A 13,479-nucleotide genomic window follows, 5' to 3' on the forward strand; every position below is an offset into this window, starting at 1 on the left:
AGTCCTATCTGATCCAGGATGCTGGCCACCAGGCCCAGGTGGCCCAGGTCGTACACCTGTAGGTTGGGTGTGGTTTCCATCCCAAAATCCTAAGGCCAAGGGAGAGGGGTGCGGAATGTCGGATCCAGGGAGCCCAGCTCCAGGGGCGCACCGCCACCTTCCAGGTGCGGGACGGGGGAGAGCTGGACGTGGACGGGCAGGCCAACGGGGAGGTGCGGGACCCCGTGGCCCTGGGGGTGGTCCAGGGTAACTACACCCTCCAGCCTGCCCAAAGCGCCTTCACCTTGGTTCAAGGGGGCCAGGGACAGGTGGAGGTCGCCGTTGTCCGGCAGAACTTCACGGGGGCGGTTACCCTCTCCCTGGAGGGGAACGCGCCCCTGGCCACGAGCCCGGCTCCGGACAAGATCGCCTGGGCCTTCAACCCGAACCCCGCCGCGGGGAACAGCAGCACCTTGACCCTGCAGGTGGGGGCGCAGGTGCCCGCGGGGCAGTACAGTCTGACCCTCAAGGGGCGGGCCCAGGGGCAGCCGGATAGGACCGCCACCCTGACCCTCGCGGTGCAGGCGCAGGGCGGTGGGGGTAACGGTGGCACTCCCGTGGCCGGAGATAGACGGGCGGCCGTTTCCGCACCTTTCAATAACGTCACCTATGGGGCCGACCGCTTTGTGGCGGTGGGGGAGTGGGGCATCATCCTGGTTTCTCCCCCTCCCCACTAAGCCTTGGGGCACTCCTGGGGGCGATGCCCTGGGGTTTCCGCCGGGGGCCCGCCCCTCCCCCGGGCGCCCCGGTGCCTCCCCTGGCCGGGGGGCTCCGGCCTGGGCGGGGTGTTTGTTCGCGAAAGAGAGCTTTCGCGAACAAACCCCTCTTGACCTCCTCACTTATTTGGAAAAGGACATGGGTTGGAAGGGCCAAAAACGCCCCACTCTGGGAAGGGGTGGTGTTTCCCCCCCAGCAGACTTCTTCCCCCTGCATGGGCTTGCCGTGGAAGGGTGGCCTCGAGGAGGATCGGGGACCAAACTTCATCAATAGGGGCTAACGCTTGTGGGAGTCTACCGGGTGTCCTTTTTTGGTGGTGACTAAGGGATGGGGTTTAGGACGAGGCAACCACCACCTGTTCTAGAATGTGAGCGAGATGGTGCGAAAGGAAACCCTTCTTATAGCCTTGCTCGCCCTGGCCCTGGCCGGGCTCCTCTCCGCCTGCAACACCCTCTTCTCCCCTCCCAAGCCCAACCCCGTGGCCCTCTCCGCCCCCACGGACGCCTCCGTCCCCGTGGACCCGGGCGGGAGCCACACCCTGACCCTCACCCTCCAGGACACGGCGAAGCGGGTGGAGGTGCGGGTAGCCCTGGCGGACCCCTGCGCCAAGAGCACGGCGAACTGCCCGGGCTGGGACGCCAGCCGCTACCCCGGGGTCACCCACCCCACGGGCACCTACACCCTGGACGGGGCTAACCCCCGGGTGGACCTCCTCTTTCAGGTGGCGGCGGACGCCCTGCCCCAGGGGCCCTACAAGTACGAGATCCAGGTGCGGGACGCCGAGGGGAACGAGTGGGTAGCGCCCTTCTACCTGAAGATCCGGGACCCTCGAGGGCGCCCCGCCCTCGAGGCCCTCGCCGACTGGCGGCAAAGGGCGGGGCTCCCTGGGGTCAGGGAGGATCTCGAGTGGAGCTGGCGGGGGTGGCTACACAGCCGCTACGCCATCCAGAACTACCCCGACAACCTCCCCCACGACGAGGACCTCTCCCAGCCCTTCGCCACCCTGGAGGGGAAAGAGGCAGCGAGGGGTAACGAGTGGGGGTTTCTCTACCGCTGGAATGGCCAGCCCAGGTTCCCCCCCGAGGAGCAGTCCGTGAACTGGTGGATCACCGCTCCCTTCCACCGCTTCCCCCTGGTCTACCCCTGGGAGATGACCCTGGGCCACGGCATCTACCGGGACGTGGGTCCTATCCCGGGATCCGGGGACGGTTACGGGCGGAGCTACGCCAACCTTCCCAACCTTTCCCCCTGGACCAGCGACCGCCCCATCCGGGACGTGCTCTTCCCCACCCCGGGGATGCGCGTGCCCCTCAACCGCTACGCGGGCAGGGAAAACCCCAACCCCACCTACCCCTGCACAAACCCCAGCGCGCCCCCCAGGCGGCCCTACCTGACCCAGGAGGGCTTGACATGGGACGACGGCGCGGGGAGGGTGGTCACCCCCATCGGCTTCCCCGTCACGGTGATGACCTTCGCCCAGCGGGACACGGAGGTGCTGGAAGCCCGGCTCAAGCGCCTTTCCGACGGGCAGGCGAACCCCGTGTGCGCCTACGGGAGCCTGCAGTACTGGGAGGACCGGGAGTTCTGGCGGAATAGGGGCATTGCGGGATTGAAGGGCTACGGCGCCGTGGTGGTGCTTCCCCACCAGCCCCTCACCCCCGGGTACGCCTACGAGGTCTACATCCGGGCCCGGGTGGGGGACCAGGAGAGGAGCTGGACCTGGCAGTTCCAGGTGGACAGGGAGATGGTGCCCCTCAACGAGCCTTAAAGGCCAAGGCGCACCGCCCCGCTCCCAGGGGGCTCAGGAGGCTACAGGCGTCCAAGGCTTCCTGGGGGCGGTTCCTGTAGCGAGCGGCCAGGGCGGAGAGAACGCCCCACCAGCATAGGTCCTGGTTGTAGGGAAGGCAGAAGGCTTCCGCCGCCCGCAGGATGGGCTTCCCCACCCGCTCCACCGCCTCCATGGCCGCCCCCACCCGGCAGTTGGCCAGAACCTCTCCCTTGCCTTGAGCGCAAACCTGGGCGGCGCTCCCTTCCCCTCCCTTTTCAAAGCCTCCCCGGACGAAGGCCCCCCGGCCCACGTAGCGGGCGCAGGCCAGGGGATCGGGAAGGCTCTCGCAGACGGCGAGGGGGCGGGACACGCCCCCCTCCACCAAGCGGAGCCCCGTCACCTCGGAGCAGGCCCGGGCGGCGAGCCCCGTGAGCCCCTGGCAGGGGCGGGCGGGGTTTCCCACCACGGGCCCCTTCAGCCGCTCCCGGTAGTAGCCCCTTAGGCAAAGGAGGGGTCCCCCCGCTCGGCCGCAAACGAGCTCCGCCACCGGGAGGGGGAAAGGGGCGAGCGCGCGCCCCAGCTTCCACTCGGGGAGGCCGGGACCCGGGTGGCTGGCGACGGAGAGGATAAAGCCCGTGAGGAGGACGGCCAAGGCCAGGACCAAAAAACCGAGGACCAGAAGGACCCTTCTCGCTACATGCATAGGTAGTGCTCCAGGAGTTCTTTTCGGAGTTCCCTATCTCCCGGGTAGACCCTAGCGAGGTAGAGGGTTACGGACACCAGGAGGTCCGGTCCCTTGTGGGCTTCGTTCCAGGCGCGGCAGAGGTAGCGGGCGAGCCCCTTGCGCCGCAGGGCGTTGGCGTCGCTCTCCCTCCACGCGCCCCACCACACCTTCCGCCAGTGCTCCAGGCCGGACCGCTCGATGGAGTACCGTGGCGCCGCTTCCTCGTAGGCGGGGTTTCCCGCCACCAGCCAGCGCCAGGGGTCTACCTGCGCCCCGGAGAGGGTCACCCCGAGGGCCAGGGGCCACTCGTGCCGGGCAGGGGGGGTCGGGGCGAAGTGCCCCCAGCCCACGGCGAGCCCCAGGGTGTCCAGGCCCGAGGTGAGCCAAGCGGGCGCTTGCCCGTACGCCCAGGGCCCCTTCAGGGCGTAGGACCCGTAGGCCAGGGCGAGGACCACCGCCAGGGCCAGGGTGAGGGGGGTGTGGGGCCGGAAGGAGGAGGTGGGGAGAAGGCGGCGGGTGGCTTCCAGAGAGGGGCGCCTGTCCGCCACCCAGCGGTAGGCGAGGTTGGCGAGCCGGGGGAAGCCTGGTACCTTCCACAGCCAGGCGAGGGGACGGAAGGGGGAAGCCAGAAGGAGGGCGAAGAAGCCAAAGCCCTGGGTGTGTAGCCTCCCCTCCACCTCCACTACCCAGCTCCGCTCCGCCTCCAGGAGCTCCTGTACCCTGCCCTCCGCAGGCCGGACCTCCGCCTCCGCCAGGAAAGCTCTCCGCAACACCTCGCTCACCCGGCGGCAGAAGCCGCAACCCCCGTCGTAGTGAACCACCGCCCGGGGCAAACCCCGGCGCAGGCGGGCGCTGAGCCAAATCCCCACCTCGGGGGGCAGGAGGAGGAGAAGGGCGGCGGCCATGACCCAGGGGAAGTTGCCCACGTCCAGGAAGAGGCGGGTGAACAGGTGGAAGCCGAGGAAGCCGAGGATCCCGAGAAGCCTCAGGGGCCAGAAAGGCGCCACCAGGAGGAAAGCCCCGCCCGCCTGCAGCAAGAACGTGAGGCGGGAGAGAAAAACGGCGAGATCAGGGTAGCGGTGGACGAACTCGATCCCCAGGGGCGTGCCGTGGCTGGACTCCACCGCCCCCCAAAGCCCCTTCCCCTGGAGCCAGTAGACGTCCAGGTCCTTGGCCAGGGAGTTGGTGAAGTAGGCGGCGAAGAGGAGGACCAGGAGGGGCAGGAGGGTGGGGGTGAAAAGGCGCTCGGGCACCTCTTCCTTAAGGAGAAAGCGGGCCAGGCCGTAGCCCGCTTCCAGGGGAAGCAGGGCCCCGAGGAGCAGGAAGACGGGGATAAGGACGTGGCCCGTGTTCCACACCCAGGGGTTTCGGTCCTGCAATCCCAGAAGGAGAAGGGCGAGGAGAAGCGCGGTGAAGCGGGGACGCCAACCCACAAAAAAGAGAAGGGCCAGGACCCCGATGAGGCCGAAGAGGAGAAGGTTCCAGGCTTCGGCCCCGAAGAAGAGGGGCACCCTGACCCCGTTCACCTCCAGGACCTCGTGCCCGAAGAAGAGACCCTTATCGCTAAAGAAGGCTTCGTACCAGCGGGCCAGGGTGAGCCAGTCGGCGAAGAGGGTCCCCCCGAGGACGAGGCGAAAAAGGGTGAGGCCCAGGGGGGAGAGGGCGAAGAACCCCCAGAAGAACCTCACCCCTGGGCGCATATGGGTCACGGCAGGTTCTTGAGGAGTTCCTTAGCCCGGTTGACTTCCTCGGGGGTCAGGCGCTTCTGCCACTCGGCAACGAGGCTTTGCGCCATGGGGTGTTGCAACGCCGCCCCCCAGAGGAGGTAGGCGAAGCCCAGGGCCCGCTCCCCAGGGACAACGCCTTCCAGGATGCACAGACCGTAGATGGCGGCCGCCCCCGATTGTTGCGCGACGACATCCTTAGACAGACGGCACGCTTCGGGGCGGTTCTGCCCCACGCCCCCCTGGCCGAAGTACAGGGCGGTGGCCCAAACCGTTGTGGAGGTGGGGTCGAACCCTACAAGGGGTTTCGCCAATTCCAGGGCGCGCCGCTGGTCTGGGGGACCCCCAAGGCCAAAGAAGAGATCGTAGGCGAGGAAACCCTTAGCGAGGAGATACCCCTTGGCCGCCGCCTTCTCCCAGTACTCCCGCGCCTGCTTGGGGTTCCGGGGCAGGTCAGGGAGGTTGGCGAAGGCGAGGTAGCGAGCGGCGACGTTGAGGGCCACAGGATCCTCGGTGGCCGCGGCTTCCTTGATCAGGCGAACCCCCTCGGCCACATCCCGCTTGACGCCAGCGCTCCCAGCGATTAGGAGCATACTGTACAGGGCCTTAGCGCCGGGGTAACCCCTCTGAACGCCTTCCCGCGTGTAGGCGAGGGCTTTGGCAAGGTCTCTCTGCACCCCAAAGCCATTGGCGTAGAAAAACGCGAGCGCCCAAGCGGCCCAGCCGCTCCCCTTGGTGTAAGCCCACTCGAAGTACCGCAACGCCTTTTCCAGGTCGCGGGGGTAAGCGACACCGTTGAAGTAGAGCATTCCCAAGGCGACCCCCGCCTCGGCGTCGCCAGACTGGTACAGGGACACAAGGCGGGAATAAGCGCTTTGATCCCCCGCTTCCACCTTGGCCACCAGGTCCCATCCCTCCTGAGGGGAGAGGGCCAGGGCCAGAGGAGCCGCCAGAACGAGCGCCGCAGCGATCCAGGAACGCTTCATGCTATCACCCGAAAGCATTCTACCCGCTTACATGAGGGTCCTTTGCTAGAACAAACTGATGGCGCCTCCATCCCAGGGGAGCTTAAAGCGAGAGAGCGCTGACAATTTCTCTTTTGGCGCGGGTCTTTCGCTCAAATAAATCGGGTTAGGGCCACCTGGGTTAACGCGCATATCCACATTAATTCCGGAGTCAGAGTCGCTAAATCCGGTGGAGGTGGAGATGTCAGTAGAGGTAGTGCCGCTAGAGGTGGTGTCGGTAGAGGTGGTGGTGTCGGTAGAGGTGGTGGTGTCGGTAGAGGTGGTGTCGCTAGAGGTGGAGCTCGTGAAGCCAGTTGGGTTAGTGGGGTCAGTATTAGTGGTGCCGGTAAGGTTGGTGGAGCCGGAGGTAGGGCTAGCGGCAGAGGAACCCGAAGAAGAGCTAGGCGGCTCAGGCGGCTCGGGCGGCCCCGTGTAAGAGCACGTGTCGTTGACGAGTCGCCTGTCGTACATCTCATCCCGAGTGTTGCTTGTGAACTGGCCCGTGCCCCGGCTGGACACCCCCACCACAGAGGGCGACCAGTACTTGACCTGCCGCCAGTACTCGACGTAGACGCGCTGCCCGTCGTAGCCAGGAGGACAGGACCCGGCGGTGTTTTGCGTCCAGGTGCGGACCACCGACTCCCCTGGCGCCGTGTACGCCCCCGGGGCCACCGTGCGGCAGTCGCCGTCGTAGCAGAGGGTCCCCGGCAGGGGGCCCGAGTACGAGGCGGACACGCTCGAGGTCCCGTAGGAGCGGACGGTCGCCTGGGCGGGGGAAACGCCCTGCAGGGTGTAGACCTCGGTCCAGCTCACGCCGCTTCCCAAGCGGGACACCGCCACCTCCGAGGAGGCGGAGGTGGCGTAGACGCCGGGGAGGGCGCTCACGCTCTGGCTCTGGCCGCCGCCGAGGGAGGCCGAGTAGCCCCCGGCGGAGACCGTGGCCACCCCATCGGAGGGGAACCCCCCCCCGCCGAAAAGACGATGGTTCCGGGAACGATGCTGTAGCTCACCCTGACCGTCACAGGGTAAAAGGCGTAGAGCGCGCCCGACCAGGTGTAGGGGTTAGGCGCCCAGGCGGTGAGGTCATCCGTCCACACGTCCTTGGCCTGAACCTGGATGGGCCCGACGGGCACGTCCGTGAACGTCGAGGTGGCGCGGAAGTTCCGGGTGTAGCTCGTGGCTCCCAGGGTGACGTCTCCCCCGCCCGGCGGCTCCGGGTTGACCACCACCGTCACCACGCCTGTTCCCGCCCCAGGGTCAGGCGTGGAGCCACAGGCAACGACCCCACCTGCTCCCCCCTTTGCGCCCACGGGGAAGCGGGCGGTGAGGGTCCGGTTGCTCTCCCCCGCCGCCGAGAGCCCCACCGCCACCAGGGCCTTCCCGCCTTTCTCGGCCACAGTTAGCTTTCCCTTGGGGTAGTGTGCTTACATACAACATCGTTGTTTCGTCAATCTTGTCGCTAAGATAGTCCCGTGCAGACCTCCCTGGCCGACCTGGCCCACGCTTTGACCCGCGAGCTGGACACCCTCGAGGCCCGCCTCCAGGAGATGCGGCAAGAGCTCGAGGCCCTGATCCCCCTCCCCGTCCACTGGCGCTCCGTGCCCTGCGGCAAGGAGGGGTGCCGCCGTTGCCCCCACGGCCCCTATCCCTACCTGCGGGTGAAGAAGGGGGGAAAGTGGCGCTGGCAGTACCTGGGGAAGAACTGGACGCCCCCTGAGGGGTTCATCCCCGCTGGGCACTACCGCCACCTTCTCGCCCGCTACCACGCCCTTCTCAGGCGCAAGGTGGAGCTCCGGGAGCGGCTCAGAAAGGCGGAGGCCATCCTTAGGGGGGAATGAGGCGAGGCTCCAGGACCGAGGGGCCGAGGCCTTACCTTCACTTGCACCCGCGGATGGCGCATGAAGGGCGAGACGGCCCCGCCCTCGAGGGAGAAGGCGTGGCCCGAGACCTCCTCAGCCCCATTCAAGACCGAGGTTTTGCCCGGTAGAGGAGGGCTTGGGGGGCATTTAGGCATCTAGGGGGAAGGAAGAGGAGTTTCGTTCTTCTCTCACATACTCCCTCCGTTATTTTACCCCTCACCCGCCAACGCCTCCCTCCTTTAAGCGAAGAAGGAACGCCCTCTGTCCGTGGGGCGAGGTTGCGGTGGGGAGGGGAATGGAGCGAAGAAGGGGGTAAGGTAAAGGGTATGGGTGCGAGGTGGAAAGGTTTAGGGGATTGCGGTTGGAGGGGGTGGGCAGTAATATGGAAGGGAGGATGGCTGAGGAGCGGTTGGGGTTGGAGCTCTGGGACTACCCGGAGGAGCGCAGGCGGGTGGTGGGGGACGCCCTGGAGCGGTGGGACGAGGGGGTCTTGGCGGAAGGGGTGTGGGCCTTCCTGGTGCGCACCCGCAGGAAGCCCGACCGCCACGTCCCCGCCCTGGTGGTCCCCTTCCTGCGTTGGCTGGCGATGCAGGGGCGGAGGTGGCCCCACCTGGAGGCGGGGGACATCCGGGCCTATCTCCTTTGGATCAAGGAGCACGGCCATCCCGGGAGCACCAAGGGGCCCTTGACCTGGAACACCGTGGAGCGCTCCCGTGGGGCCATCGGCCACTTCCTCCGTTTCCTGGAGTGGGCGGGGCATCCCATGCCCCCCCACGTGGAGTATCCCCCCCGTTTCGCCCCTTACGCCCAAAGCCGCAGGCCCCTCTCCGAGGCGGAGTGGGCCGAGCTTTGGGCCAAGGTGGAGGAGTACACCCCCGCCTACTGGCGGCCCCTCCTCAAGGTCCTCCTGGTCCTGGCGGGGGAGGTGGGGCTCAGCGCCAAGGAGATGGTGGGCCTGTGGCGGGCGGACCTCCAGGGGGAGAGGCTCTTGGTGCGGGGGGAGAGGCTCAGGGAGGTTCCCCTCTCCCCCTTGGCCAAGGAGGCGCTTCAGGAGTGGCTTCCCCTCCGGGACTACCTGGCCAGCCACCAGCCCCTCCCCTACCCCAACCTCCTCCTCTCCCCCGGGCCCAGGAAGGGCAAGGGAAAGCCCCTCTCCCATGACGAGGCCAAGTGGCTCCTCAAGGAGTTGGCCCGCTTCACCGGGGTGGGCCACAAGGAGAAGCCGGGGAAGAAGGGGGACCTCCTCCACCGCCTGCGCTGGCGGGCCATCCGCAACTTCCTCAAGGCCGGCCACCCCAAGGAGAAGGTGGCCTACTGGACCGGGATGCGGAGCCTCCTCCTGCCCGGGTGGGGGGAGGGGTAGGAGAACGGGAAGCGGGGGATCAGGAGTCGAGAACCGAAAACCCTCTGCCCCCATAGGGAAGCTTCTTGGATCACCCGTGGCGGGTGTTAGCCTCGCGCGGTGGAGCCCGTTTACGCCATCTATGTGGACGAGCACGGGGAAACAGGGGGTGACTTGACCTCCCCCCAACAGCCCTTCTACGTCCTCTTCGCCACCTTCGTTCAGGCCGGTTCCCCCTACCTTGCCTTGGAAGCGAGCCTGCGGGAGGTGGCCGCCGGACTGGCCATCCAGCTTGGCCTGAAGCACCTCGCCCCGTTGCATGCGGTGGAGCTGTACCAGCGCGCGGGGTTGTACCGCAACCCCACCTCCGGCGGCCGCTTGGGGGTAGGACAAGCCGTGGAGAGCTTCCTCAAGATCACCCGCTTGGTGGCCCAAGGAGCGGAGGGATTCGTGGCCGTTCACCTGGACAAGGGTGCCCTTGCTGGCCTCCTTGGAAAAGGGCGCCTTTCCAAGGAGGGGCTCTTGTACCTGCGTGAGGCCCTCTTCGCCCAGCTCCTGGAGGAGGTGGCGAGCCAGCTTCGCGCCAACAAGGGGTACGGCTTCCTCTTCGTTGAAAGCCGGTCCTCCCCTCAAGATGTCCCTCTCCTGGGAAGGGTTTTCGCAAAGCTCCGCTCAAGCTGGGGAGACTTTCCCCTACTGGGCGTTCCCTCGGCCGTGAGCAAGGAACATCTCATGACCGCCGTGGCCGACTTTCCCGCTTACAGAAAAGGGGGTGTGGGGGCCATAATGCCCCGGTTTTCAAACCGGGGATCCATGAACCCCCACGCGCTCCGAAGGAGCGGGTAGCGGGATAAGCGAAAAGCGCGCTATCCTACGTGGAGGACGGGGATGCGCAAAGCCTTCAAGTACCGCCTCTACCCCACCCAGCCCCAGGCCAAGGACCTGGAGCGCACCCTAGACCTCTGCCGCCACCTCTACAACGCCGCCTTGCAGGAGAGGAGAGAGGCCTACAAGAAGGCGAAGAGAAGCGTGTCCTTCTCCGAGCAAACGCGGTGGCTCCCAGAGATACGAGCCAACTTGCCGGAGTACAAGCGCGTCCACTCCCAAGTCCTTCAGGATGTCCTCCAAAGGGTAGAGAGGGCCTTTCAAGGCTTCTTCCGCCGGCTCAAAGCCAAAAACGGGAAGGCGGGCTACCCCCGCTTCAAGGGAAAGGGGCGCTACGACTCCTTCACCTTCCCCCAGGCCTACGCCACCGGGGTCAAGCTCCAGGAAGGGGGGAAGCGGGTTCTTATCCACGGCGTCGGCTCGGTGAAGGTCAAGATGCACCGACCCCTGGAGGGGAAACTGAAGACCGCCACCGTCAAGCGGGAGGGGAAAGCGTGGTACATCGTCTTCATATGCGAGGTGGAGCCCAAACCGCTTCCCCAAAGCACCGAAGCCATTGGCATAGACTTGGGCACCAACCCCCACTTCCTGGTCACTTCCGAGGGGGAGAAGGTAGAAGCTCCCAGGCACTACCAGAGGACGCAAGAAAGGATAGCCAGGAAGCAAAGGGAACTATCCCGCAAGAAGCGGGGTAGTCGCCGATACTGGAAGATCAGGGAAGAGCTAGCAAAACTCCACAGGAAGATAGCCAGGCAACGGCTCAATTTTCACCACACAGTCGCGAGGAGCCTGGTCAACCGCTATGGGACCATCGTTCACGAGGACCTGAACATCCAGGGCCTGTCCCGCTCGCCTCTTGCCAAGGGAGTCTTGGATGCGGGCTGGGCCCAGTTTCTCCGAATCCTCGCCTACAAAGCGGCGGCTCACCGCGTAGGCGGTAGTGTTCTAGCTGGTAGGCGGGTCATCGGGGTAGACCCCAAACACACGAGCCAGGATTGTCCCAAATGCGGCCACAGGGAGAAGAGACCCCTGTGGGTCAGGGAGTTCACCTGCCCCGCTTGTGGGACTCTCCTGCACCGGGATGTGGCCGCCGCGCGGAACATCCTGGCTAAGGCCTGGACGGGGCCTTCGGGGATGGTTGAGGCTTTCTCCCCAACCTAAACCGAGAAGCCTCGGACTTCAGTCCGAGGAGTCGTCACGTGTACGGCCATGCGCTACGGGTAGCGCGGGGGAAGTTACCCCTGGCGTCCGCCCGCAAAGACCTGGTAGAAGCTTACGAAACATGGATATACCCTCGTCTCCTGGCAGAGCGGTCGGCAAACGAGGAGGTGGCCAAACGATTAAGGGAGAGCCCCTCTCTTTGAGGGGCAAATAAACGTACTAGGACCGGGCGTTGCCCGGTCCCAGTCCCTAAAAAGAGGCTACCATTGACCCCCCTAGCACGTCAAGGACGTGGGGGCTTGCCTTGCAAACTCCACCCCGAGTCATCCATCCTAGAGCCCTGGGCAAGCGCGGCTTTCCCCGACGAGAGCCAAGCCCCAAGGAGGTCCTCACCCACCGCCTTCGCCTGGCCCAGGAGGTGGAGGCTCACCTCCCGCCCCAAGACCCTGACCCCCCTTTTACCTCATGGACACCACCGGCCTGGGCTACCGGAGCAAGGACCAAATTCTGCGGTACCGCCGGGGGGCGGAGGCGCGGCGGGCGCGGGGGCATAGCCGGCTCCTGGCCCTGGTGCGGTCGGAGCGGGGGAGGAAGCTCCTCTGGCCCTTTGGGGGGAGTGTGGGGGCGGAGTACGCGCCGGACCCTGTCCTGGGGGCTTGGGCCTTGGGGAGGTTTCGTCCCCGTGGGGGAAGGTTGCTGGCGGACACGGGGTTTGACGGGCAGGGGGTGTGGGAAAGGGTGGCGGAGCTGGGGCTTTGTCCCCAGATCCGGTTGCGGGGCGGGGGCGAGGTGCGAGAGGGATTGCGGGCGTGGGGGCGGGAGGTGTGGGGCCCTGGGGTGTGCCGGTTTCGTGCGCCCTTGAGGCTTGTGATCTCTCTCCTTTCCCTTCTCCCTCCCCCGCCGGGGTACAAGGCAATTTACTAGGCAAGCCCGCTTGGGTTAAACTAACCCACGTGGGAACGCACAAGACAGCCCGGGACTACGCTGCCCTCCTGGACCTCGATCCCAGGGATCGTCCCCTTTACCCCATCCGAGAGGCAGCGCGATACCTGGGTCTGTCGGAAGCAACCCTACGCTCCTGGGTTCGCGGTCGGCGTTACCCGAAGAGGGAACGCCCCGGTTTCGCTTCGCCCCTTATCGAGACACCCGGGAGCCAGCCTTACCTTTCCTTCTTTAACCTGGTGGAAGCCAACGTTCTGGCGGCCTTGCGCCAGAAACACCGTATCCCCATGCGCCGGATCCGCTCCATGGTGGAGTATGCCAAAACGGTTTTGGGCCAACCCCGCCCGCTTCTCCTGGATCTAGAAGCAGGCCTGGGTGACGTCTTTCTCAAGCAGGGAACGGAGCTTCTCGCCCTTACCCGAACCGGACAGTTAGCCCTCCAAGAGGTGTTGGAAAGCTACCTCTCCCGGGTGGAAAGGGACGAAAAGGGCCTTCCCCTTCGTTTCCATCCCGCCGTAGGTGCCCGCCTTCGGAGCGAGCGGGTAGTCCTAGACCCCAGGGTCGCTTTCGGGGCCCCCAACGTACGTGGGGTGAAAACCTCGGTCATTGCCCTGCGCTTCAACGCCGGCGAGAGCCTGGAGGAGATTGCCGCAGACTACGGCCTCCAGGAGGAAGAGGTCAAGGAAGCCCTGGTGTTTGAGGGTTTAGGGACCGATGCGCAGGCAGCATGACCTCCGGTCTCTCTTCTGAAGGACCTGTCTACTTTTGCGACCGCAACCTGGGTAAAAAGTTTCCCCACCGCCTCAGGGAACTAGGACTTCTCGTGAAGGCGCACGATGAGCTCTTCCAACCCGACACCCCAGATGAGATCTGGATTCCCCAGGTGTGTGCTCAGGGATGGGTCATCCTCACGCTGGACGCTCGGATCCGCTATCGCCCGGGGGAAAAGGCCTCCCTTCACCTGCATGGAGCCAAGGTCATCCTCTTCACACAACCCAAGAAAGCGGGTCCTGACTGGCTTCTTGCGTTAGCCAAAGAGTTTACCGAGGCCCAGGGAAACGTTCTTCGCTTCTTGCAACGCACTCCACCCCCTTTCGTGGCTCGCTTCCATGTGAACCCGGAGAAGCGAGGAAGCAAACGTCATCGTTTGGTTCTCCTTAGCCTCTAGCCCAGGGAGGCAGTAGGTGGGAAGGTCGTGTAAGGATTTATGTGTAAGGGTCCGTGTTTAATAGGGGGGCACACCTTAGCACGAGGAGGTGCCCCGTGGACCAGGATACCTTGCGAATCTTGCTGAGGGAAGCGGTGCGGGAGACG

General features: G+C 65.8%; 13 protein-coding genes and 1 pseudogene. 10 read left to right on the plus strand and 4 right to left on the minus strand.

What is annotated here, in order from left to right:
• The first annotated feature begins 122 nt into the window (after positions 1-122).
• Both ABXG85_RS12645 and ABXG85_RS12650 read left to right on the plus strand, forming a co-directional pair.
• Entirely contained in the window at positions 123-716 is a 594-nt protein-coding gene (locus ABXG85_RS12645; protein ID WP_353513976.1) for a choice-of-anchor U domain-containing protein, read from the plus strand.
• A 416-nt stretch (positions 717-1,132) separates the two neighbouring features.
• A complete protein-coding gene (locus ABXG85_RS12650) occupies positions 1,133-2,524 on the plus strand; it encodes a CAP domain-containing protein (RefSeq protein WP_353513964.1) in 1,392 nt (463 codons plus the stop codon).
• Here the strand turns inward: ABXG85_RS12650 and ABXG85_RS12655 are convergent.
• The 3 genes from ABXG85_RS12655 to ABXG85_RS12665 are packed head-to-tail and all read right to left on the minus strand — an operon-like array spanning position 2,511 to position 5,958.
• Positions 2,511-3,227, minus strand: a complete 717-nt coding sequence (locus ABXG85_RS12655) for a hypothetical protein (protein ID WP_353513965.1) — start codon at positions 3,225-3,227, stop codon at positions 2,511-2,513. The genes ABXG85_RS12650 and ABXG85_RS12655 overlap by 14 nt on opposite strands.
• Positions 3,218-4,936, minus strand: a complete 1,719-nt coding sequence (locus ABXG85_RS12660) for an HTTM domain-containing protein (protein ID WP_353513966.1) — start codon at positions 4,934-4,936, stop codon at positions 3,218-3,220. Before ABXG85_RS12660 ends, ABXG85_RS12655 begins: the two co-directional genes overlap by 10 nt.
• 17 nt (positions 4,937-4,953) lie before the next feature.
• Positions 4,954-5,958 (minus strand): tetratricopeptide repeat protein, encoded by a 1,005-nt coding sequence (locus ABXG85_RS12665; protein ID WP_353513967.1) that lies wholly within the window; start codon positions 5,956-5,958, stop codon positions 4,954-4,956.
• Between the two features lie 220 nt (positions 5,959-6,178).
• On the opposite strand from ABXG85_RS12665, the gene ABXG85_RS12670 reads away from it, so the two are divergent.
• On the plus strand, positions 6,179-6,412 hold the full coding sequence (locus ABXG85_RS12670) for a hypothetical protein (RefSeq protein ID WP_353513968.1): 234 nt from the start codon (positions 6,179-6,181) through the stop codon (positions 6,410-6,412).
• 445 nt (positions 6,413-6,857) lie between these two features.
• Here the strand turns inward: ABXG85_RS12670 and ABXG85_RS12675 are convergent, their stop codons facing one another.
• Positions 6,858-7,373: a hypothetical protein gene (locus ABXG85_RS12675; RefSeq protein ID WP_353513969.1), complete on the minus strand. Its 516-nt coding sequence runs from the start codon at positions 7,371-7,373 to the stop codon at positions 6,858-6,860.
• A gap of 75 nt (positions 7,374-7,448) precedes the next feature.
• Here ABXG85_RS12675 and ABXG85_RS12680 point away from each other — a divergent pair, with 75 nt between their 5' ends.
• The 7 genes and pseudogenes from ABXG85_RS12680 (at position 7,449) to ABXG85_RS12710 (ending at position 13,333) form a co-directional block, all read left to right on the plus strand.
• Positions 7,449-7,814, plus strand: a complete 366-nt coding sequence (locus ABXG85_RS12680; RefSeq protein WP_353513970.1) for a DUF6788 family protein — start codon at positions 7,449-7,451, stop codon at positions 7,812-7,814.
• Between the two features lie 403 nt (positions 7,815-8,217).
• Positions 8,218-9,198 carry a tyrosine-type recombinase/integrase gene (locus tag ABXG85_RS12685; RefSeq protein ID WP_353513971.1) on the plus strand — a complete coding sequence of 327 codons (981 nt, stop codon included), beginning with the start codon at positions 8,218-8,220 and terminating at the stop codon, positions 9,196-9,198.
• 99 nt (positions 9,199-9,297) lie between these two features.
• Entirely contained in the window at positions 9,298-10,023 is a 726-nt protein-coding gene (locus ABXG85_RS12690; RefSeq protein WP_353513972.1) for a hypothetical protein, read from the plus strand.
• Positions 10,024-10,065: 42 nt separating this feature from the next.
• Entirely contained in the window at positions 10,066-11,223 is a 1,158-nt protein-coding gene (locus ABXG85_RS12695) for an RNA-guided endonuclease InsQ/TnpB family protein (RefSeq protein ID WP_353513973.1), read from the plus strand.
• A gap of 450 nt (positions 11,224-11,673) precedes the next feature.
• A pseudogene (locus ABXG85_RS12700) lies at positions 11,674-12,147 on the plus strand (hypothetical protein); the annotation flags it as partial.
• 29 nt (positions 12,148-12,176) lie between these two features.
• Positions 12,177-12,896, plus strand: coding sequence for a DUF433 domain-containing protein (locus tag ABXG85_RS12705; protein ID WP_353513974.1), 720 nt, complete (start codon positions 12,177-12,179; stop codon positions 12,894-12,896).
• On the plus strand, positions 12,893-13,333 hold the full coding sequence (locus tag ABXG85_RS12710; RefSeq protein WP_353513975.1) for a PIN-like domain-containing protein: 441 nt from the start codon (positions 12,893-12,895) through the stop codon (positions 13,331-13,333). The genes ABXG85_RS12705 and ABXG85_RS12710 overlap by 4 nt, the downstream gene beginning before the upstream one ends.
• Positions 13,334-13,479: the final 146 nt, after the last annotated feature.

The sequence above is a fragment of the Thermus sp. LT1-2-5 genome (genome assembly GCF_040363165.1).
GTDB lineage: Bacteria > Deinococcota > Deinococci > Deinococcales > Thermaceae > Thermus.